The following is a 20,710-nucleotide window of genomic DNA, read 5'->3' on the forward strand; positions in this document are numbered from 1 at the left end:
TGCTGGGTTTTTTATTCATCCGGTTTTACATCTGTGACTGAATATAATTTTGCAGACCAATCAGTTCGATTAAGCGCAATTGTTTTTCTAACCAGTAAGTATGGTCTTCTTCGGTATCCGACATTTGCTGGCGTAACATATCACGGCTGATATAGTCACCTTTCTCTTCGCACAGTTTGATGCCCTGCGCCAGTTTTTCCCGCACATGATATTCAAGTTTTAGATCGGCTTTCAGGCAGCTCACCACATCCTCGCCAATCTCAACGTCATCGCGCTGCATGTTTGGCGTTCCTTCAAGGAACAGAACACGACGGATAATCGCATCCGCATGCTGGGACTCTTCTTGCATTTCGTGATCGATACGTTCAAAGATTTTGGTCAATCCCCAATCTTCATACATACGAGAGTGAATCAAGTATTGGTCACGAGCAGCCAGTTCGCCACCGATCAACATATTTAAATAATCTACGACTTCTGGATTTCCGCGCATTTGAATAACTCCCTACCTGTATTTTGCTATTATGGCGAAAAGCAATTGAATTTGCAAAGCTTAACCATGGTTAAATATTTGATTTTTATATAATTAAAATGAGAAGTACTTGCATTTACACTTCGTTCTTAATGAAATCCCATTTATAAAACAACACTTTGCATTTTCATTATGCTTGGCAATAACGTAAAACTGGCAAATAAACACATGCGTTAAAATTTGTAAATCTTAATTTTGACCAGACAGATTCATTCTTTTTGTATAAACATCACTGCATTGGCGTACTTCATGCTTAAATTTCGCTTATCATTCACACAAATTTAAAACAACAACGGTTCCGATATGACACATCCACAAACAACAGCGCCGGTTCTGGTTACCGGTGCATCGGGTTATATTGCCAGCTGGGTCATCCAGAAATTACTCACGCAAGGCTATACCGTACATGCCACGGTACGTGACCTAAATAAAAGTAAAAGCTTTGCCCATTTAGAAAAAATTGCCGACAGCACTCCGGGAACTCTCAAGTTATTTCAGGCCAATTTATTAAGCCCGGGTTCTTTTGATCAGGCGATGCAAGGCTGTGAAATTGTTTTTCATATGGCCTCACCTTTTGTGGTCACCAACTATAAAGATGCAGTCAAAGATATTATCGAACCTGCGGTATTAGGCACTGAAAATGTACTGAATAGTGTCAATCAGACTGAATCAGTGAAACGCTTAATCGTCACATCGAGTATCGCATCCACTTATGGCGATGCCATTGATATTCTACAAACTGAGAATAACAGTTTTGATGAATCCCACTGGAATACCACCAGTTCGGCCACACATCAGCCTTATCCTTATTCCAAAGTCATGGCAGAGCGCAAAGCCTGGGAAATGGCTGAAGCACAGGATCGCTGGGATCTGGTCTGTATCAATCCGGCACTGGTTTTTGGTCAATCCTTAACGCCAAATACCCAATCCGGTAGTGTGGAAGTCCTGCAACAGTTTGCCAATGGTATGACTTTACTTGGCGTTCCACCGATGTGGAATGGCGTGGTCGATGTTCAGGATGTTGCTGAAGCGCATATCCGTGCTGCGTTTAATCCGCAAGCGCACGGTCGTTATATCATTTGTAGTGAAAGCTTGAGCCTGCTGGAAATGGGCCAAATTCTGCGGGCACATTTTGGCAATAAGTTTCCGTTCCCGCGCAATCAATTGCCGAAGGCAGCCTTCAAAATGTTCGGGCCTGTAGCAGGTTTTAGCCGCAAATTTGTAGAGCTGAATATGGGTTATCCAATTTTCTTTAATGCCCAGAAAAGTAAAGATGAGCTCGGTATTGAGTATCGTCCGGTGAAAGAAAGTCTGGTGGAACATTTCCAGCAGCTGCTCGATGATGGTGTCGTGAAAAAATATATTCCTTAATCTTTCTATGCGAAAAAGCCACCCGAAGGTGGCTTTTTTAATCATTAGCCTTTTATGAAATCTTTGACGATTTAAGCCTCAAGCTGACCATAGTCTTGCATCAAGCCAATAAACTGTTGTTCATTGATCACTGGAATACCAAGTTTTTCTGCTTTATCCAGTTTTGAGCCAGCTTTTTCACCCGCAACCACACATTTGGTTTTGCTGGATACACTGCCACTGACTCGTGCACCTAAGGCTTGCAATAACTGGGTTGCATCATCTCGTCCCATACTGCTTAAAGTCCCGGTGACCACCCAGCTTTCGCCGTTTAACGGCTGACGAGTCGGTGCGATCGGTGCATCCCAGTGAATACCGGCAGCCAGTAAACGATCCAGAACTTCCAGATTATGTGGCGCCTTGAAGAAATCCAGAATCCATTCCGCAGTAATATCGCCTACATCCGGAGTTTTCTTTAAAGCCTCCAGATCTGCCTGACGCAATGCCTCCAAGGTCTGGAAAGTATTGGCCAGCATACGTGCCGTGGTTTCACCCACCCCACGAATACCGAGTGCATAGATAAAAGCAGCCAGTGTGGTCTTTTTACTGTTTTCAATGGCATCCAAAAGATTCTGAACCGATTTGGCGCCCATCTTTTCAATACCGAGCAAAGTCTCACGATGTTCATGCAGATGGTAAATATCTGAGACATCTTTTAAAAGATTTAGATGTAGCAGTGACTCTACCCAGCGATCACCCAGCCCTTCGATATCCATGGCCTTACGCGACACAAAGTGACGAATGGTTTCGATCCGCTGCGCAGCACAATAGAGTTCGCCAGAGCAACGGGCCAATGCTTCACCTTCCGGCATGACCACGGGTGAATCACAGACTGGGCATTGCTCAGGTAAATGCACTTCGACTGCATCAACCGGGCGAAATTCCGGCCAGACTTTTTCAACTTTAGGAATCACATCGCCACTACGATAAACACTAACTGTATCGCCAATACGCACATCCAGACGGTGAATTTCGCCAATATTGTGCAGGGTTACATTAGATACTGTTACTCCGCCGACAGCGACCGGATTCAAACGCGCAACCGGCGTCAATGTTCCAGTACGACCGACTTGCCAATTAATATTTTCTACCGTAGTCAGTGCTGCAACTGCCGGAAATTTATAGGCGGTGGCCCAACGCGGTTCACGGCTCAGGAAACCAAGCTGTTGTTGCTGTTTCAGGTCATTAACCTTGATTACCATGCCATCGATTTCGACACTGAGACTGGCACGCTCATCAATGATCTGTTCGTAGACCTTTTGCACGTCCTGAATACTGTCACAGATAAAGTGACGCTCGCCAACCGCAAAACCGAACTGATGTAACCATTCCAGACTGGCGGACATAGTGGTTTGTCCATGATGCGGCACGCACTGAGCAATCCCATAAGCATAAAAAGCCAATGGCCGCGAGGCAGCAATATTCGGGTCCAGCTGACGCAAACTTCCTGCCGCAGCATTACGCGGATTAGCAAAGGTCTTTTCACCTTTGGCGGCATTGGCTGCATTCAGTTTTTCAAAACCGGATTTTGGCATCAACACTTCGCCGCGTACTTCCAGCAAATCGGGAATGATGCCATTCACCGAAGATAAAAGTTTCGGCAGGTTGCGAATGGTTCTGACATTCTGGGTGATGTCTTCACCGGTTTCCCCATCGCCGCGTGTCACCCCACGCGTCAATACGCCATGCTCATACCAGAGTGAAATGGCCAGACCATCAAATTTCAGTTCCACATCATATTCAATTTTTTGATTTGGCAAACGTTCTTCAATACGGCGGGCAAAAGCCAGCAGATCTTCCTGATTAAAGACATTGCCTAATGACAGCATCGGCACAGCGTGTGTTACGGTCACAAATTTTGAAAGCGCCTGCCCACCCACTTTATCTGTCGGGCTATCGGACTGGATCAGGTCAGGATATTGTTGTTCTAAGGCTTTGAGCTGATGAAAGAGCTGATCATATTCACTGTCTTCAATGCTCGGTTGATCCATCACATAATAAGCATGGTTATGCTTGGCAAGCAGTTGAATCAGTTGACGCATTTGCGCAATGACAGTGGCATCTTGGGTCATAATTTCACCATAAAAAAGGGCGGAAAATCCGCCCTGTAGAATATTCAGCTTTTGGCTATTATAAAAATTGCAGTCTACAGATTCAACTTGGAGATTGAACAAAGCAGCCTTAAACTTCCGTACCTTGTCCAGCACGATAATCAATAGCCTGATGGCGCCAGAATTCACGTAATTGTGGAGTAAATTCCTGCTGGTTCTGGTCATAGACCAGACCATCCACTTCACGGGCAATCAGACGTGAAATACTGTCCATGGTATCAAACGCATTTTGTACATCGCTATGCGGTAAAGCCAGGAAGAATGCCAGACCTTTCACTTCCTGAGTTGATAGGGTTTCCAGATCAAAGCCTTCCATTCCAGTATCGGTCATTTGCAATACCGAGAACAGCAGTTTTGAACCGTCTTCACTATAACGGTGGAAACAGGCCAATTCGCCATAACGCAGGCCATATTTTAGTAAAACTTTCAGGGTTTTATCACCTGAAAGTACACGGCCTTGCGGATAGATATGCAAAGAAATAATGGTTTCAGCATTGGACAAAGCACTTTCTTCATCCACTATTTTTTGCTCATGCAGATGTGCATCCAGAATACTACTTTCATCATTAAATTCAGAAATTTCTGCTTTTTCGATGTTGCTGTTCAGGCTGAATTCAGGCATTTCTTCCTTGGTTTCAATCTGGCTATTCTTCTGTTCCGCTTCTACCTGTTGAACATCTGCTGCCGTGACTACCGACTTTTCCACTACTTCAGCTTCTGTTGACGGGGCAGCTACAGGAGTTTCGACTGCTTTTGGCTCAACCGGAGTTGATTCAGCCTTGCGAAAGGCGGAAGGCTTTTCAGGAGCCGGTTCATCTACACTCAGGCTTGGCTCGATACGATCAGATTCGACATCCTGTTGTGCCAATTGAGAACGTACATGCCTTGGAATGATCGGTGTCTGGCTATCCGGGTCGATATGCAGGTTGGCATCCAGTGAAGGTACAGCCTCTACAGGTTTTTTGAACAGCATTCTTATACCAAACAGCATAATCACAATTGCGATAACAATCCCGATAATGGTGGTGATTTCCATATTATACCTCCGCAGCTAGGCCGTATTCTTTTGCCTGTTCCAAATTAACTGTCACTAATTTTGATGTTCCCGGTTCAGGCATGGTTACACCCAAAAGATCAGTCGCCATCATCATTGCAAGTTTGTTATGGGTAATATAAATAAATTGCACGTGTTCAGAAAGCTCTTTGACTAAATTACAAAAGCGTCCCACATTGGCATCATCCAGCGGTGCATCGACTTCATCCAGTACACAAAATGGTGCCGGATTTAAGCGAAAAATCGCGAAGACCAATGCTAATGCAGTTAAAGCCTTTTCTCCACCCGAGAGTAAGGCCAATGAGCTGTTTCGTTTACCCGGTGGTCGGGCCATCAGTTTTACCCCCGACTGCCAGCCATCTTCAAGGCTTAAACTCGCCTCACCACCTTCAAAGACTTTCGGGAACAGGTTTTGCAGTTCAGCATTGACCTGATCAAACGTGTGCATAAACAGTTTACGGGTTTCCTGGTCAATACTTTTCATTGCAGCCTGTAGCTGTTCAACCGTATTTTCCAGATCCTGCATCTGATGACTCAGTTCCTCATAACGTTTTGACACTTCTTCATATTCTTCAGAAGCCGCCAGATTGACTGCACCGAGTTTATCAAACTGAGCCTGAGCTTTTTCCAGTTTCGCCTGATGTGCTTTAACATCAATATCGAGCCCGGAAATTACTTCACTATTCAATTCTTTCAGTTGTTCAGAATAATGCTGCAAATCAGATTTGGCTGCCTGCCAGGCCAGACGTTTTTCTTCCAGTGTAGTGCGGAGTTTTTCATCCTGCTGCTGGAAGCTGTGACGCTGTTCGGTCAGCTGCTGCTGTTTGCTCTGCACCTGATTTAATTCAATCTGCCAGTCGGCCCAGGTCTTTTGCAGCTTTTCAGTGATCTGCGCCTGTTCATTGAACTGGCTCTGTAAAGCAGGTAATTCCAGCTGTACCGGATCGACAAACTTTTTGGCTTGTTCGATTTGTGCAGTAATTTGCTGAGACTGTTCTTTTAGGAAAACCTGATCTTTTTCCAGTAATTCAATCTGCTGCTGGCTTTGCACATTTTGCCGGCGCAACACTTCCAGTTCCTGCTGCGCTTGCTGATTGAGCTGCTGTGAGTCATCCAGCTGAGCACTCAATTCTTCTAGCTGGAATTGCAGGGTTTTATAATTTGGTAGCGCCTGTTCCAGTTTGATATTCAAGGCATGCAGATCAATTTCCAGATCATCTTTCTGCATGGCATCTTCTTCAAGCTGCTCATCCAGTTGTTGTAACTGATGCTGTAATTGCTGCTTTTGCAATGCAAAAGCCTGCGCACTACTTTGTACTTTAGCAATATTGACATCGAGTTGCTGCAGCTGCTTTTGGGTATGCTTGTGCTGCTCACTGATACTCTGAATCTGGTTTTGCAAAGCTTTAACCTGATCGGCGAATTCAGGTAACTGCTGCTCCAGCTGCATAAACTTAGGTTCAAGTTCCGCAAGCTGCTGCTCGATTTCATCCAGACGCATTCGATGACTCAATGCACCTTGTCCGGCCTGACTGGCTTCATCATAGTCCAGTGCAATGACCCAGTCCGATCCAACATGATAGCCATCTAAACTCAGTAATGTCTGGCCTTGTAATAGCTCAGTTTGAAGCGGTAATGCTTGCGTTAATGTATCTACGACCGCGACTTGTTGCCACAGTGAATAATGTGGAGATTCAATCCAGTCGGCCAGACACATCGTATTGGCTATCTGAATTTTAGTATGAACAGCCTGTTGCTTTAACTGACGCGCACAATCTTCAAGGAAGTGCTCGCCCTCTGCCAGAATCTGGGCAGACAGCCACTTGGCCAAAAACTTTTCGATCAGGCTGGCATGTCCTTTGCCTGCATCACTGAGCTTAAGTACATGCATCAGCTGTACCGCATTACTCTTGGTATTTGAGTTAGCTTTGGTCAGCAATTGACTCAGGTTTTTCTTTTCTGAATGAAGCACCTGAATTTCAGATTTGAGCTGCATCAAGCGCTGCTGATGGTTCGCCTGCTCTGCCTGCATCTGCTCGAATTGAGTTCTTAAATCTGTTAATTGAATTTCATAGCCAACGATTTGCTGTTCAGCTTGGGCTTTGTCTGCCTGATACTGCTCCAGCTCATCTTGCTGCGCCTGTTGCTGAATCTGTGCACTTTGCTGTTGGAGCGTCTGTTTCTGCTGTTCAATCCGCTCAATATTCTTTGCCAGTTGCTCGCTTTGAGCCAACATCTGTAATTTACGCTGTTGCTGCTGTTCGACCTGGGTTTTGATCTGGGTAAATTGCGCTGCCACAGTGCTATGTTGAGCTTTGAGCTCACTCAGATTCTGGCTTTGCGCCTGACTCTGGCCATCTTGCTGCTGCAATTGCGCCTGCTGATCTTCAAGTTGCTGCTGTAAAGTATCGAGTTGCAGTTCAATCAACTGCAAACGCTCTTTGGTCTGGACTTTTTGCTGTTCCAGCTTGACCAGACTTGTAGAATTTTGCTCTAACAAAGACTGCTTTTGTTGCAGGGTCATTTCCAGTTCAGCCAGTTTTTTCTCGGCCTGTTGCCATTCGCTTTGCAAAGGGGTGGATTGCTGAATCAGACGCTGAAACAGTTCACTGGTGCTGCCCAAATCATGTTCAACGCTGGTCAGTTCGGAACGCACCAGCTTAAAGTTTTCCCCGAGCGTATTCATCTCAAGGGTATATTCTTCCTGTAAGCGGTGACTCTGCTCACATTGAAAAGACAGAATTTCGATCTTGATGGTACGGATCTGTCCTTCCAGTTCTTTATATTGAATCGCACTTTCCGACTGACGTTTCAGGGTTTTTAGCTGAGATTTCAGTTCGGAGACGATATCTTCCAGACGCGACAGGTTTTGTGTGGTGTGATCCAGATGTAGCATGGTTTCACGGCGACGTGCCTGATAGCGCGATACCCCAGCCGCTTCTTCAATATAGACCCGCATTTCATCGGGCTTGGCATCGACCAGACGGTTGATCATGCCCTGCTCGATAATCGCATAGGAACGTGGACCAAGACCGGTACCCAAGAAAATATCGGTAATATCACGACGACGGCATTTGCTGCCATTCAGAAAATATTCAGACTTGCCATCGCGGTTGACCTGACGGCGTACTGCCAGTTCATTATAGGCATTATAAGCACCGCCCAGCTTGCCATAGGTATTGTCAAAGCGCAGTTCTACACTGGCCATGCCCACCGGTTTACGCTTGGCAGTTCCGGTAAAGATGACATCCTGCATGCTGCCACCACGCAACTGACGCGCACTGGACTCGCCCATGACCCAGCGTATGGCATCAATGACGTTGGATTTACCACAACCATTCGGTCCCACGACCGCAGTACGATTATCTTTAAAATGCAAAGTGGTACTGTCGGCAAAAGATTTAAAGCCTGAAAGTTTTAAACTGCTTAAACGCATAATGTCCTGATTTAACGTCGTGAGCGTCTGGCCCACGCGAGTTCAATTTGTTTCATCCGTGTCAGAGATTCCAACACAAGGTTGCGCAAGTGTCGACAAAAATCTTCCATAAATAAAGTGGCCTGATGGGTTTTTCGTATCAAAATTGCTTCAGTGACCAGTTTAAATAAGTCGAAAGATTCCTGTAACTCGCGTCTGGAAATATTCAGGGTCAAAAAATAGCTCCGACGTAAAGAAGGCAGCAGTTCCTGATAGTAGCGCATCAGATAAGGATTCCCGACCATCTCATGCTGCTGGGCCATGCCCTGAAAGATCAGATCATAAAACTTTTCAGTGTGTCCTTGGCGGGTTTCTGCTTCTAATTGTTCTAATAATAGCTGAATGCGCTCAGCTTCATGCACCCGCCAGGTTTCCGCCATGCGATGCACCATCTGCCCGAGCAATAATGAAGTCATGTCAAATAAGGCACGCACCTGCAAGGCGGACATTTCCGAGACAATCGCCCCACGGCGCGGGAAAATTTCAATCAGCTGGGTGCGTTCCAGCAAAAGCAGGGCTTCACGAACCGAACCCCGACTGACATCAAGCTCCGAGGCAATCCTGAGCTCCTGTATACGTTCGCCTTCGACCAGTTCACCGCGGATAATCTGTTCGCTAATGTGCTTGGCAATCTGCTCAGACAAACTCTGCGCTTGTTCTAATGGCATACCGTTCCTGTCTTTATTTTTATGGATACTGGTTTAGCCCTTTATTTGGACTATGTTGCTATTAAACGGGTTTTTATCCATAAATACTTTGACATTGTCAGACAATCTTATGTCTATATAGCCAACTCAAGGCCATAAAAAAGGAGAATAGTCATCTATTCTCCTTATACGGTAAATCACTTCAACCTAAAAGGTTTAAATCAAGCCATAAAACCTTGATAAATAAAATACAGGCCGACGGTAGTCAGTAGTGCAGCAAAACATTTTTTTAATACGGCCGGTGAAAGCAGATGTGCCACTTTTGCCCCCAGCTTGGCCGTGAAAAAACTCATCATGCTGATCCCGATAAAGGCATAAATATGAATATAGCCAATGGTATTTGGTACGGTAACCTGCGCCTGTTTACCAAACCAGATAAAACCCAGCGCACCTGCGACTGCAATTGGCAATCCACAAGCCGCAGAGGTCGCTACGGCTTTTTGCATCACGATTCCGCAGCGATTCAGAAATGGGACGGTCAGACTTCCCCCGCCAATCCCAAAGATCGCCGATGCCACACCGATTCCACCACCTGCAGCAATTTGTACCGGGGTTGAAGGCAATTTTTGATTCGGATCAATCTGGATATGCGCTCCCTTGAACATTCTAAATGCCACCCAGACCGCAAAGAAGCCAATCATTAACTGCAAACCCTGACCAGATAAATAATCGGCAATCCCCGCACCTAGGAAAGAACCGATAATCAGACCTGGCGCCAGATTACGAAACACAGGCCATAGTACTGCCCCTCGCTGATGATGCGCCATCACCGAACTGATAGAAGTCACAATAATCGTTGCCAAGGAAGTGCCCACCGCCATATGCATAATCACGCTGGGATCGTACTGAAGCTGGGTAAAAACAATGTACAGGATCGGCACAATAATCAAACCACCACCGACCCCAAACAGGCCTGCGGTGAATCCGGCAATTGCACCAATCAATAAATATATGATTAACTCCATAACGATATTTACCACGTTTAGATTCAAATGGATGTAGAAACTCGTGAACTGCAACAACGATTAAGCGATGCAGGCCAACTCCCGGAAGTATTACTCATCAAACCGATTACTACATCGACCAATGATGATGTACGCGAATTGGCAACGAAGGGGGTGCAGCAGGTTCTGGTGTGCAGTCATGTGCAGACCCAAGGCCGTGGACAGCGTCAACGTCAGTGGATATCACCTGAAGGGAACATCTATTTAAGCACATTGCTGCATACACAAAAACCCATTGATGGTCGTCTGGCGCTGGAAATTGCGTTAAATATCCTGCAAATGCCGAGTCTAAAAGGCCTGGAATTACAGGTGAAATGGCCGAATGACCTGTATAGCCTGCAAGGAAAATGGGGCGGTATTCTGGTCGAGCCGATTTCAACCACACAGGTGGTGGTCGGTGTCGGTTTAAATATCGACCCTCTGCCCACTGACCTTCCAGATCAGCAGGTTAGCTCCTTGAGCGAGCTGGGATTATCCTGCACCTCAAGAGTCGAGCTGATTGCCCAGTTATATCTGGCGATTCAGCAAGCCGGGCAATGGTTTAATTATAGCAGTCAAAACCTGGCGGCACGTTTCAATCGATCGGCTGCATTTATGCAACAAGCAGTTGAATTTACTGACGTGCAAGGGCAATATTCCGGTACTTTTCTGGGGATTCAGGATGATGGTGCAGTCAAGATTTTGACCGATCAGGGAATCCAGACCTTTTATCAGGGACAGCTCCGCCTTCAACACGTTGGACGAACAGGCATACAGCAATGAAAAAATTATGGTTGGATATTGGCAATACCCGGCTGAAATACTGGATTACCGAGCATGATCAGATTATTGAACAAGCAGCGGAATTACATTTACAGTCCCCTGCTGATTTGTTACTTGGCCTGATCCAGCATTTCAGAGCGCTGGGCTTGCATCAGGTAGGTCTATCCTCGGTCCAGGATAAAATCAATAATGAGCGCATTCTCAGCATTTTAGAAAGCCTGCATATTCCAGTGATTTTTGCTCAGGTACAGGCAGAATATGCCGGTCTGATCTGTGGCTATGATGAACCTTCGCAACTGGGTATTGACCGCTGGTTACAGGTACTTGCAGTGGCGACTCAAGCGCATGAAAATTATTGTGTGATTAGTTGTGGTACGGCGCTGACTATTGATCTGGCGAAAGGACAACAACATTTGGGGGGGTTTATTCTGCCAAATCTGTACTTGCAACGTGACTCCCTAATTCAGAATACCAAAGGCATTAAAATTCCGGATGCCGCTTTTTCTGAACTCAATCCCGGACGCAATACCATCGACGCTGTTCATCATGGCATTCTGCTGGGTCTGCTCAGCACCATTGAAAAAGTACTACATGATTTTCCAGCACAGCTGGTTTTAACCGGTGGAGATGCACCGCTGTTTGCACAACATCTCGCTCAGTATCAGCCCCGAATTGAACCTGATCTCTTGCTTAAAGGCCTGCAGCATTTTGCAGCTCATTTGCCAGACACTGTTTGATAATGTCCAGCAATTGGGGGAATTCGGCAAAACCATCAGCCTTGTTAAAATGTCCAGCTTTTTTGATCTCAAAAATTTGTGCATTCAGGCTATGTGCTAAACGCAAGGAAATCGGTGCAGGCACATAAGGATCATTACTGGAGATCAGCATCACCGCACGTTTATAGCTATACGGCAAGTTTTTCAGATCAAGTCGCACAGCCTGCAGTATTTTATTCAGTTCTGACCATGCAACCAAGGGTGTATCAAAGGCTGAGACCAGAATGATGCCACCGATCTTGCGTTGCTGCTGAATATAATGTTCCTGTAAAAAGTTTAAAACACTGACGCAACTCAGGCCATGTGCAACTAAAAAGGTATGTTCATCCATGTGCGGAATATGCAGTTTCAGATTCTGCTGCCACTCTTCTAAATCAGGCTGAAAAGGGTTGGCCAGCATAATCCGCTTGGACTCAAAACCGGTATTTTTAAGCTGGCGACTGAGCCAAGGGTACCAGTGATCATTGGAGGTCGCCTGATAATCCGGCACGATATAGACTTTCTTTATTATATTTTTCATAGTGATTTACTTATTATCATTGAACGCAAATTGCGTCGACAAAAAATTAGTTTTAACCAGTCTGGAGATGGAATTCAAGTGCCTTTTTGAACACCATCTCATGTTAAACTTTAAAATTTAGCGAATACAACAACATGCTTAAACTTCGGATTTAATCAGATAAGGCTTGATCACTTTCCAGAGTTCCGGCAGATCAGTACAACCTTGAGAATCAATAAAATGCCCATGGTGCTTGGCATTCACCACAATGGCATCCAGACTGTCCGCCTGTTCCAGACTAAATTCAGGCGCAACCCGATCATCGCCTTCAGAATAGATCACTACACGCTCTGCAATCTGCTGTTTGAGTAAATCAAAATCGATCTCAGCAGCATCAATAAAAGGATTTACTTCATCCAGGCGACCCAATCGACCATTAAATCCCGCGATCAGTACCAGTTGCTGAATTTTCTGCTGTTTTAATTCTCTGGATAAGTAATGCAATGCGGCCACAGTTCCCAAGCTATGTGCAATAAAAATACTGTCCTCATCAATTGCATCAATCTGTTCACGCATTTGCTGATCCCAGATGTCCAGTGTCGGTGTAGTTGATGGATCGAGCCGGAGTACTTTTAAACTGACATTTTCTTGTTGGGCTTTTTCCTGAATCCATGGGTACCAGTTTTCTTCCGGGCTTGCAGTATAACCATGTACGACAATCACTTGGGTCATTTGAAATTTCTCTTTATTTTGTGCTGATATTCCCGAGTCTGCCTGATTAGATTTTTATTTTGGGTAAGTAAATGTTGTTTTGTTTAAACCGGTTTGACGATTTATTCGCAATAAAAAAAGGCGCTTAAAGCGCCTTTTTTAAAACCAAACTTATTTCTTGTCGTTGCCGCCGAACAATGGACCCATGCCACCGCCGCCGCCAAACTGTTTCTGCAAGCCGCCGAGTGATTTCATCATTTTTGCCATACCCGATGGATTGGCAAATTTTTTCATCATCTTGGCCATTTGGGCATGTTGCTTGATCAGCTTGTTGACTTCTGCCACTTCCATACCGCAACCTGCTGCAATACGTTTTTTACGGCTTGGGTTCATCAAGTCTGGATTACGGCGCTCTTTGATGGTCATCGACTGGATAATCGCTTCCATTTTCTTGACCTGCTTTTCAGGATTGGCTTGCGCCAACGCATCTTGTAGACCGGCATTACTCATACCAGGAAGCTTGTCCAGGAAGCCCATCATGCCGCCCATCTTGTTCATCTGCTCAAACTGCATCAGCATGTCTTCAAAGTTGAAGCTGCCGCCTTTTTGCAGTTTTTTCGCCATTTTTTCGGCTTTTTCTTTGTCGACCTTGCGTTCAAGTTCTTCAACCAAAGAAAGTACATCACCCATACCCAAAATACGCTGTGCGACACGCTCAGGATGGAATGGCTCCAAGGCATCGAGTTTCTCACCCATACCCAAGAATTTGATTGGCTTACCGGTAATCGCGCGTACTGACAATGCCGCACCACCGCGCGCATCACCATCAGTTTTGGTCAGGATCACACCAGTTAAAGGCAAGGCATCGTTGAATGCTTTGGCGGTGTTTGCCGCATCCTGACCGGTCATGGCATCGACCACGAACAGGGTTTCAGTCGGGTTAATCGCTGCATGCAGCTCTTTGATTTCACCCATCATGTCATCATCGATATGCAAACGGCCTGCCGTATCGACAATCAGTACATCGGCAAACTGGATTTTTGCCTGTTCAATCGCGCGATTCACAATCGTAATCGGTTTTTCGTCTGCGCTGGATTCTAGGAAAATCGCACCGACTTCACCTGCGACAGTCTGTAGCTGTTTGATCGCAGCCGGACGATACACATCGGCAGAGACCATCGCGACTTTTTTCTTTTGACGTTCTTGTAAGAAGCGTGCAAGTTTCGCTGCAGTTGTTGTTTTACCTGCACCCTGCAAGCCTGCCAGCAGGACAACCACAGGTGGTTTTGCAGCGAGGTCGAGGCTTTCATTGGCCTCGCCCATCATTTTGGTCAATTCGTCATGAACGATTTTGACAAAAGCCTGCCCAGGAGATAACTGAGTCATCACTTCCTGGCCCAATGCTTCTTCCTTAACTTTCGCGATGAATTCACGAGTTACAGGTAACGCAACATCGGCCTCAAGAAGCGCCATACGCACTTCACGTAACGTATCTTTAATATTGTCTTCGGTTAGCTGCCCTGAGCCAGTAACATTTCTTAAACTCTGCGTGAGTCGTTCTGTTAAGGTATCAAACATTGCAAAATCCGCTTAAAATAGCCATGAGCAAAAAATTGTTTCTTAAAATAGAAAATTTATGCATAGAATGCTATAGGATACTGTAGTTCGCAGCGAATTTATATAAATGAATATTCATCACCCTTAAAAAGGTTTGACATGGTTAGCCTCCCCTTGGTTTATACGATCTTAGCATTAGTCGCTTATACCGCTTCCTTCTGGTATCTGTTCATTCATTTAATGTCTAAACGTGCTCCTAATCAATGGTTTGTCTCGCTAACCGCACTGCTTGGACTGGGCTTGCATGCGCTGGTTTTATATGGCGATATGCATACCCCGCTGGGCATCAATTATGATGTCTTTGCCCTGTTTTCCTTTACCTCTGGTCTGATGCTGTTACTCAGCATTATTTACAGCACTTATCGTCCGATTATTGCCCTGAACCTGATCGGGATTCCGGTGGCTGCGACCGGATTAATTCTTGGCTTTGCGTTTACTCAGCCTGCAAAAATCATCACACAAAACTCTTTGGGTCTGGATATTCATATTATCCTGTCTTTGTCTGCTTATGCGGTATTGCTCATGGCGACCATTCAGGCCGTAATTTTACGCTTTCAAGATCGTGAGCTGAAAAAGAAGCAAAAACGCCGCGTTTGGGTCAGTTTGCTACCCTCTTATCAAGACATGGAATCATTGCTGTTTGATATGCTGATGACCGGTTTTGTTTTACTTACCCTCGCTTTGGGCTTTGGCTTTTTTACCATCGACAATTTCTTTGCCCAGCATCTGGCACATAAAACTGCGTTCAGTATCATTTCCTGGCTTGTTTACGGTTCACTATTAATTGGACACTGGAAGTTTGGCTGGCGTGGCCAAAAAGCTGTGCGCTTTACCCTACTCGGTTTTGGCTTGCTGGCACTGGGTTTTATTGGTTCTAAATTCGTACTGGAAATGATTCTAGGGCGATAATTCTGAGCTCTACAATATCCAGTAACCGCTTTAACCTGAATATTTTTTAAACGGTTATACGCCCCGCCCGCACCGACAATGGCCAGCGAATGACTCTAGGCAATTCTGGATCTTCCCATTCTGGTAATAAGGCATCTGCCAGTACATTCAATGGATTACGTCCAAGTGCGTTAGTGGCAGCTTTCACGGCTGACCAGGTACTCATATAACCAATTAACTGATAAAAGTTCCATTCAACTTGCAATACCGGTGGCTGAATCGCAATTTCCTGAAATGGAAATGGTAGATTTTTATATCCTTCATCTACATGGCGACGTTCAGGCGGCCAGTACGGTGCAAGCGTCACCTCATAAAAATGCTTAAAATAATGATTCAGATGGGGCTCATCTACACTGAACACGCCATAGCTAATTAATGCCAGAATGGCATTAGGCCGGGCAATACGGCGGACTTCTGCATAAAACTTTTCCAGATCGAGCCAATGCGCTGCTTGAGCCACCGAAATCAGATCAACACTCTGGTCAGCACACGGGATCTCTTCAGCGAATGCCTGACCATACTGAATTTTTGGATGCGGTTTGGCCTGAGCAATCTGCTCACTACTCGCATCAATAGCCATCACCTGATCAAAGTAATTCGCCAAAACTTCTGAAAGCTGTCCAGAACCACAGCCGACATCTACAGCCAATTTAGTACCTGGTGACAGCTCTGCCAATAGCTTTCCCAATGCATCCGGATAATGCGGACGAAACAAAGCATAGTCCTGTGACTGCTGGGAGAAATGATCTTTAAATTCCCTATTTTCCATATATATGCTTTCCAGACCAATTTTATTTCAGTCTAAATAGACGGTCAGGGAATGCAGTTGGAATTTGGTTTCAGTTACTTCCTGTTTTTAAAATGCAGAATTCATCTATTTAATAGAATCATGTTCTTAACTTAGTCATTCAAGCTATTCTGCTTGATCTGATAATCTGCCTTAAACGCTTTGTAACTGAGCCGGTCTGTGGAGACTTCTGTTAAAGGACTGACCTCCTGCATTGAGGAAAGACAGCGCTCTGTCAGCTGAATATATTCCTGCGTCCCTTTGCTTTTCCAGGCAATTTCTTTGGCGTCCAAGGGACGGATAACCCGCGCCGGACTACCGAGCACCAGTGAATTTTCAGGAATCTGGGCTTTGGCTTTAACCATACTATTGGCACCGATAATGGTATTTTCACCAATCTCGGCTTCATCCAGAATTACGCTGTTCATGCCCACCAGTACATTTTTGCGAATGATACAGCCATGTAAAATCGCGCCATGTCCGATATGACCATATTCTTCGACCAGCGTGACGCTACCGGGAAAGCCATGAATGGTACAGGAATCCTGAACATTGGCATTTTTCTGGATATGAATCCCACCAAAGTCGGCTCTTAAAGTAGCAAAAGGCCCGATATATACGCCCTCTTCAATCACCACATCCCCAATCAGAACGGCTTGCGGATGCACATAAGCGCGAGGGTTGACCACAGGAATCACACCAGCAATGGCATAACACGGCATTATTTTATTCCTTTAAAAATGCAGAATTAGATTAGCTAACGGCTTCCAGTCGTAAACCGCCAAAACGTTTATAAAATTGTGGATGTACCGGCGGCATCGAACCTTCCGAAGTTCGTGCGATCTCCATAAAGAACTCATCCCCTGCCGCAACCACCGTTTGATATAAATTACTGCTCAGATTACGGGCATTCAGGGAAAGCCAGTTGGATGGCAATAATTCAAAAGGCAGATTTGGATCTTTTAGTAAAATCCGGCGAAATTGATGAATCAGCAAAATTCGCAGCTGAAAAGCCTGAACCGGATCCAGTTCATCTTCCTGTTCCACCAGATGAAAGAATTCCCGGAAATCCGCAATGAATTTTTCATAACGCTGATGCAGTTCCTGCACCGGCCAATTGGTGGCAACCATGCGTTTTACAGTTGGATAGGATTCCTGCCAGAGCTGCAAAGTTTCAGCTTTAAACACCACGACTTGGTCGGTCATTTTCAGGTTCAGCAGCAGGTTTTGCAGTTTCTGATGATCACAGCCCGGATAGGCCATGACATTGGTGGCGATATTGGCAAAGCCCAGCCATTCCAGTTCTTTTTTCAGAACCAGTTTATTTTCCAATTCCACTGAACTGAGTAGCACCAGATCCCATTTCTGATCCCATTCGGTATGCTGAAAACTATAAATTTTTTGATCTGCCATAATAAAACGCTGGCGGCTGCTTTCGGTTACGCGATAATAACTGGTGCGACCAATTTTCTCAGACATCAGCCAGCCATTTTGGACCAGACGGAATACGGCAGTCCGTACTGATCGTTCATTAAACCCGAAGACATCCATGAGCTGAATCAGACTGGCCAGACTGATGATGCCCCCTCGGTGAAAAATACAGTCACCGAAGATGGTCATGATTAATGAGGTTCCGCTGAGTGCTTCAGTTTGAATAAAGTCATCAATTATTTGTTTTAATTTCGGATTCATTGCGTTTAACTTTACCTTATAGAAACTGGATGATAGACCATTTGGCTATCATCCAATAGTACTTCATGCAGACTTGCGGATATCAAAAACGCGCTGTGCCTTACCTTCAGAGCGTGGCAGACTGCCTTCGGGCAACACTTCGACACTTACGGTGATTCCGACCATAGTTTTAATCTGGCTTTTCAGCTGAGTTGCCAGCTGGTGCGCCATAATGTCACTGCTATCTTTACGCATTTCGGTACGGATATGCAATGTATCCAGATGTCCCTGTTTGCAAATCTGAATCTGGTAGTTCGGAATCAGTTGCTGGATTTGTAAAATCTGCTCTTCAATCTGTGATGGGAAGACATTCACCCCACGGATAATCATCATGTCATCACTACGGCCGACAATCTTGTCCATACGGCGCATGGTGCGTGCCGTGCCTGGCAATAAACGGGTCAGATCACGGGTACGGTAACGGATTACCGGCATGCCTTCTTTAGTAATGGTGGTAAATACCAGTTCACCCAGTTCGCCATCTGGCAGCACTTCACCGGTTTCAGGATGAATAATTTCAGGATAGAAATGATCTTCCCAAATGGTTGGGCCATCTTTGGATTCCAGACATTCCATCGCGACACCGGGTCCCATGACTTCTGATAAACCATAAATATCCAGTGCATCAATGCCCAGACGCTCTTCGATTTCCTTGCGCATTTCATTGGTCCATGGCTCTGCACCAAAGACGCCGGTTTTAATCGAACAGTTTTTGGCTGTGCCAAATTTCTTCTCAAGCGCTTCAATAATGTTCAGGCAGTAAGATGGCGTGACCATCAGTGCTGTCGGTTTAAAGTCATGAATCAGTTGCGCCTGTTTATCGGTTTGTCCGCCAGACATTGGAATCACGGTTGCACCCAAGCGTTCAACGCCATAATGCGCGCCTAAACCACCGGTAAACAGACCATAACCGTAAGACACCTGGATGATATCTTTACTGCTCAAGCCGGCTGCACGTAATGAACGCGCCACTACATCTGACCAGACATTAATATCATTTTGGGTATAACCCACCACGGTTGGCTGACCGGTGGTGCCTGAAGATGCGTGCACACGTACAATCTGTTCCTGTGGCACAGCGAACATGCCAAACGGATAGTTATCGCGTAAATCCTGTTTGGTGGTAAACGGGTATTTGGCCAGATCTTCCAGTGAGTTAAAATCGTCTGGATGCACGCCAGCATCATCGAATTTCTTTTTATAAACCGGGCTATTCTGATAAGCATGTTGCAACGTCTTTTTCATACGCTGTAGCTGAACACTGCGTAACTCATCAACCGATACTTTTTCAATTTTTTCCATTGCATTGTTATTCATATTCTTACTCCTGACGCAGTCTTCCTGACCACGGTTTAATTCATTGATTGAATGATGTGTTTAATCCATATTTTCTAAAACCAGTGCCACACCTTGACCCACACCGACACACATGGTGCAGAGTGCATATTTGCCTTTACGGCGTTTTAGTTCTTTCATGGCCGTGATCACCAGACGGGTGCCACTCATACCCAGCGGATGACCCAAGGCGATGGCACCGCCATTCGGGTTAATTCTGGAATCATCGTCTTGCAAGCCGAGTTCACGAATCACGGCCAGTGACTGCGCTGCAAATGCTTCATTTAGCTCAATCACGTCCATCTGTTCCAGACTGAGTCCAGTCTGTTTCAGCACTTTATGTACTGCTGGCACCGGCCCAATGCCCATATATTTGGCTTCCACACCGGCACTGGCCATTCCAATCACTTTAGCTTTCGGGCGCAAACCATACTGCTCAGCAAACTGCTGATTGCCGAGTAATACGCAAGCCGCCCCGTCATTAACACCCGAAGCATTGCCCGCAGTGACTGAACCGCCTTCTTTACGAAATGGGGTTTTTAAGGCGGCCAGATTGTCCAGCGTTGTCTCTGCACGCGGGTGTTCATCCTGGGAAATGGTCAGGGTGGTTTTCTTCGGACCTTTGACCTCTACCGGCAGAATTTCTTCGGCAAAAATACCTTTCTGCTGCGCTACTGCGGTTTTCTGCTGGCTGTGATAGGCAAACAGGTCCTGGTCTGCACGGCTAATCTGATACTTTTCAGCGACGTTTTCGGCCGTTTCCGGCATGCTGTCAACGCCAAACTGTGCTTTAAATTTTGGGTTGATAAAACGCCAGCCAATGGTGGTGTCATAAATTTCAGGGGTACGGCTAAAGGCAGTCGTAGGTTTGGATTGCACGAAAGGCGCTCGGCTCATGGATTCTACGCCACCCGCCAAAACAAATTGTGCTTCACCCGATTTGATGGCACGTGCTCCCAGTCCAATGGCATCCAGACCTGAAGCACATAAGCGGTTCACGGTGAGCGCTGGAACAGATTCAGGCAACCCTGCGAGTAAAGCAGCCATACGCGCCACGTTGCGGTTATCTTCACCGGCCTGATTGGCACAGCCCAAGATCACTTCATCCAGTTCTGCCCATGGCAAGGCAGGATGCTGATCTTTCAGATATTGAATCGGTAGCGCTGCCAGATCATCAGCACGAATGCTGCTCAGTCCACCGGCATAGCGTCCGATAGGGGTGCGAATTCCATCAAAAATATAAACCTGTTCCAT

At 45.7% G+C, this 20,710-nt stretch carries 18 protein-coding genes; 4 read left to right on the forward strand and 14 right to left on the reverse strand.

Annotation, left to right across the window (positions count from 1 at the left end; all coding sequences use genetic code 11):
- Positions 1-25: 25 nt before the first annotated feature.
- The gene (gene ftn / locus ACTL4S_RS02100) at positions 26-490 is read right to left on the reverse strand and encodes a heteropolymeric bacterioferritin subunit Ftn (RefSeq protein WP_004279207.1); all 465 of its coding nucleotides are present in this window, start codon (positions 488-490) and stop codon (positions 26-28) included.
- Between the two features lie 342 nt (positions 491-832).
- On the opposite strand from ftn, the gene ACTL4S_RS02105 reads away from it, so the two are divergent.
- The gene (locus tag ACTL4S_RS02105; RefSeq protein WP_441298656.1) at positions 833-1,900 is read left to right on the forward strand and encodes an SDR family oxidoreductase; all 1,068 of its coding nucleotides are present in this window, start codon (positions 833-835) and stop codon (positions 1,898-1,900) included.
- A 71-nt stretch (positions 1,901-1,971) separates the two neighbouring features.
- On the opposite strand, the gene ligA is transcribed toward ACTL4S_RS02105, so the two are convergent.
- From ligA to ACTL4S_RS02130, 5 genes are all read right to left on the reverse strand, one after another.
- Positions 1,972-4,011, reverse strand: a complete 2,040-nt coding sequence (gene ligA / locus ACTL4S_RS02110; protein WP_253148318.1) for an NAD-dependent DNA ligase LigA — start codon at positions 4,009-4,011, stop codon at positions 1,972-1,974.
- 109 nt (positions 4,012-4,120) lie between these two features.
- The gene (locus ACTL4S_RS02115; protein ID WP_441298657.1) at positions 4,121-5,086 is read right to left on the reverse strand and encodes a cell division protein ZipA C-terminal FtsZ-binding domain-containing protein; all 966 of its coding nucleotides are present in this window, start codon (positions 5,084-5,086) and stop codon (positions 4,121-4,123) included.
- 1 nt (position 5,087) lies between these two features.
- Positions 5,088-8,540 carry a chromosome segregation protein SMC gene (gene smc, locus ACTL4S_RS02120; RefSeq protein ID WP_441298680.1) on the reverse strand — a complete coding sequence of 1,151 codons (3,453 nt, stop codon included), beginning with the start codon at positions 8,538-8,540 and terminating at the stop codon, positions 5,088-5,090.
- An 11-nt stretch (positions 8,541-8,551) separates the two neighbouring features.
- Positions 8,552-9,247 (reverse strand): GntR family transcriptional regulator, encoded by a 696-nt coding sequence (locus tag ACTL4S_RS02125; RefSeq protein ID WP_144724252.1) that lies wholly within the window; start codon positions 9,245-9,247, stop codon positions 8,552-8,554.
- Between the two features lie 200 nt (positions 9,248-9,447).
- Complete coding sequence (locus tag ACTL4S_RS02130) at positions 9,448-10,251, reverse strand: sulfite exporter TauE/SafE family protein (protein ID WP_005107741.1); 804 nt, start codon at positions 10,249-10,251, stop codon at positions 9,448-9,450.
- A 27-nt stretch (positions 10,252-10,278) separates the two neighbouring features.
- Here ACTL4S_RS02130 and ACTL4S_RS02135 point away from each other — a divergent pair, with 27 nt between their 5' ends.
- Both ACTL4S_RS02135 and ACTL4S_RS02140 read left to right on the forward strand, forming a co-directional pair.
- A complete protein-coding gene (locus ACTL4S_RS02135) occupies positions 10,279-11,052 on the forward strand; it encodes a biotin--[acetyl-CoA-carboxylase] ligase (RefSeq protein WP_420937377.1) in 774 nt (257 codons plus the stop codon).
- A complete protein-coding gene (locus ACTL4S_RS02140) occupies positions 11,049-11,789 on the forward strand; it encodes a type III pantothenate kinase (protein ID WP_420937376.1) in 741 nt (246 codons plus the stop codon). Before ACTL4S_RS02135 ends, ACTL4S_RS02140 begins: the two co-directional genes overlap by 4 nt.
- On the opposite strand, the gene ACTL4S_RS02145 is transcribed toward ACTL4S_RS02140, so the two are convergent.
- From ACTL4S_RS02145 to ffh, 3 genes are all read right to left on the reverse strand, one after another.
- Positions 11,743-12,348, reverse strand: a complete 606-nt coding sequence (locus ACTL4S_RS02145) for an RBBP9/YdeN family alpha/beta hydrolase (RefSeq protein WP_195725092.1) — start codon at positions 12,346-12,348, stop codon at positions 11,743-11,745. The genes ACTL4S_RS02140 and ACTL4S_RS02145 overlap by 47 nt on opposite strands.
- 138 nt (positions 12,349-12,486) lie before the next feature.
- Entirely contained in the window at positions 12,487-13,059 is a 573-nt protein-coding gene (locus ACTL4S_RS02150; protein ID WP_420937375.1) for an RBBP9/YdeN family alpha/beta hydrolase, read from the reverse strand.
- Between the two features lie 150 nt (positions 13,060-13,209).
- A complete protein-coding gene (gene ffh, locus ACTL4S_RS02155) occupies positions 13,210-14,616 on the reverse strand; it encodes a signal recognition particle protein (RefSeq protein ID WP_004279196.1) in 1,407 nt (468 codons plus the stop codon).
- Between the two features lie 138 nt (positions 14,617-14,754).
- Here ffh and ACTL4S_RS02160 point away from each other — a divergent pair, with 138 nt between their 5' ends.
- Positions 14,755-15,564, forward strand: coding sequence for a cytochrome C assembly family protein (locus ACTL4S_RS02160; protein WP_004730673.1), 810 nt, complete (start codon positions 14,755-14,757; stop codon positions 15,562-15,564).
- Between the two features lie 46 nt (positions 15,565-15,610).
- On the opposite strand, the gene ACTL4S_RS02165 is transcribed toward ACTL4S_RS02160, so the two are convergent.
- The 5 genes from ACTL4S_RS02165 to pcaF all read right to left on the reverse strand — a co-directional run bounded on the left by ACTL4S_RS02165 (position 15,611) and on the right by pcaF (position 20,710).
- Complete coding sequence (locus tag ACTL4S_RS02165; RefSeq protein WP_441298658.1) at positions 15,611-16,372, reverse strand: class I SAM-dependent methyltransferase; 762 nt, start codon at positions 16,370-16,372, stop codon at positions 15,611-15,613.
- 131 nt (positions 16,373-16,503) lie between these two features.
- A complete protein-coding gene (locus ACTL4S_RS02170) occupies positions 16,504-17,112 on the reverse strand; it encodes a gamma carbonic anhydrase family protein (protein ID WP_441298659.1) in 609 nt (202 codons plus the stop codon).
- Between the two features lie 31 nt (positions 17,113-17,143).
- Positions 17,144-18,082 carry a phenylacetic acid degradation operon negative regulatory protein PaaX gene (gene paaX / locus ACTL4S_RS02175; protein WP_004279192.1) on the reverse strand — a complete coding sequence of 313 codons (939 nt, stop codon included), beginning with the start codon at positions 18,080-18,082 and terminating at the stop codon, positions 17,144-17,146.
- Positions 18,083-18,145: 63 nt separating this feature from the next.
- On the reverse strand, positions 18,146-19,438 hold the full coding sequence (paaK, locus tag ACTL4S_RS02180; protein ID WP_114541382.1) for a phenylacetate--CoA ligase PaaK: 1,293 nt from the start codon (positions 19,436-19,438) through the stop codon (positions 18,146-18,148).
- Between the two features lie 60 nt (positions 19,439-19,498).
- Positions 19,499-20,710 carry a 3-oxoadipyl-CoA thiolase gene (gene pcaF / locus ACTL4S_RS02185; RefSeq protein WP_441298660.1) on the reverse strand — a complete coding sequence of 404 codons (1,212 nt, stop codon included), beginning with the start codon at positions 20,708-20,710 and terminating at the stop codon, positions 19,499-19,501.

This window comes from Acinetobacter lwoffii (assembly GCF_052078135.1).
Taxonomy (GTDB): domain Bacteria; phylum Pseudomonadota; class Gammaproteobacteria; order Pseudomonadales; family Moraxellaceae; genus Acinetobacter; species Acinetobacter lwoffii_Z.

What these genes read in the sequence shown, in the direction of transcription:
- ACTL4S_RS02170 (WP_441298659.1), bottom strand. Translation starts at nt 17,112, where the DNA reads ATGCCGTGTTATGCCATTGCTGGTGTGATTCCTGTGGTCAACCCTCGC.
- ftn (WP_004279207.1), bottom strand. Translation starts at nt 490, where the DNA reads ATGCGCGGAAATCCAGAAGTCGTAGATTATTTAAATATGTTGATCGGT.
- ACTL4S_RS02115 (WP_441298657.1), bottom strand. Translation starts at nt 5,086, where the DNA reads ATGGAAATCACCACCATTATCGGGATTGTTATCGCAATTGTGATTATG.
- ACTL4S_RS02160 (WP_004730673.1), top strand. Translation starts at nt 14,755, where the DNA reads ATGGTTAGCCTCCCCTTGGTTTATACGATCTTAGCATTAGTCGCTTAT.
- paaX (WP_004279192.1), bottom strand. Translation starts at nt 18,082, where the DNA reads ATGAATCCGAAATTAAAACAAATAATTGATGACTTTATTCAAACTGAA.
- ACTL4S_RS02140 (WP_420937376.1), top strand. Translation starts at nt 11,049, where the DNA reads ATGAAAAAATTATGGTTGGATATTGGCAATACCCGGCTGAAATACTGG.
- ACTL4S_RS02150 (WP_420937375.1), bottom strand. Translation starts at nt 13,059, where the DNA reads ATGACCCAAGTGATTGTCGTACATGGTTATACTGCAAGCCCGGAAGAA.
- ACTL4S_RS02130 (WP_005107741.1), bottom strand. Translation starts at nt 10,251, where the DNA reads ATGGAGTTAATCATATATTTATTGATTGGTGCAATTGCCGGATTCACC.
- ffh (WP_004279196.1), bottom strand. Translation starts at nt 14,616, where the DNA reads ATGTTTGATACCTTAACAGAACGACTCACGCAGAGTTTAAGAAATGTT.
- ACTL4S_RS02105 (WP_441298656.1), top strand. Translation starts at nt 833, where the DNA reads ATGACACATCCACAAACAACAGCGCCGGTTCTGGTTACCGGTGCATCG.
- ACTL4S_RS02145 (WP_195725092.1), bottom strand. Translation starts at nt 12,348, where the DNA reads ATGAAAAATATAATAAAGAAAGTCTATATCGTGCCGGATTATCAGGCG.
- ACTL4S_RS02125 (WP_144724252.1), bottom strand. Translation starts at nt 9,247, where the DNA reads ATGCCATTAGAACAAGCGCAGAGTTTGTCTGAGCAGATTGCCAAGCAC.
- smc (WP_441298680.1), bottom strand. Translation starts at nt 8,540, where the DNA reads ATGCGTTTAAGCAGTTTAAAACTTTCAGGCTTTAAATCTTTTGCCGAC.
- paaK (WP_114541382.1), bottom strand. Translation starts at nt 19,438, where the DNA reads ATGAATAACAATGCAATGGAAAAAATTGAAAAAGTATCGGTTGATGAG.
- ACTL4S_RS02135 (WP_420937377.1), top strand. Translation starts at nt 10,279, where the DNA reads ATGGATGTAGAAACTCGTGAACTGCAACAACGATTAAGCGATGCAGGC.
- ligA (WP_253148318.1), bottom strand. Translation starts at nt 4,011, where the DNA reads ATGACCCAAGATGCCACTGTCATTGCGCAAATGCGTCAACTGATTCAA.
- ACTL4S_RS02165 (WP_441298658.1), bottom strand. Translation starts at nt 16,372, where the DNA reads ATGGAAAATAGGGAATTTAAAGATCATTTCTCCCAGCAGTCACAGGAC.
- pcaF (WP_441298660.1), bottom strand. Translation starts at nt 20,710, where the DNA reads ATGGAACAGGTTTATATTTTTGATGGAATTCGCACCCCTATCGGACGC.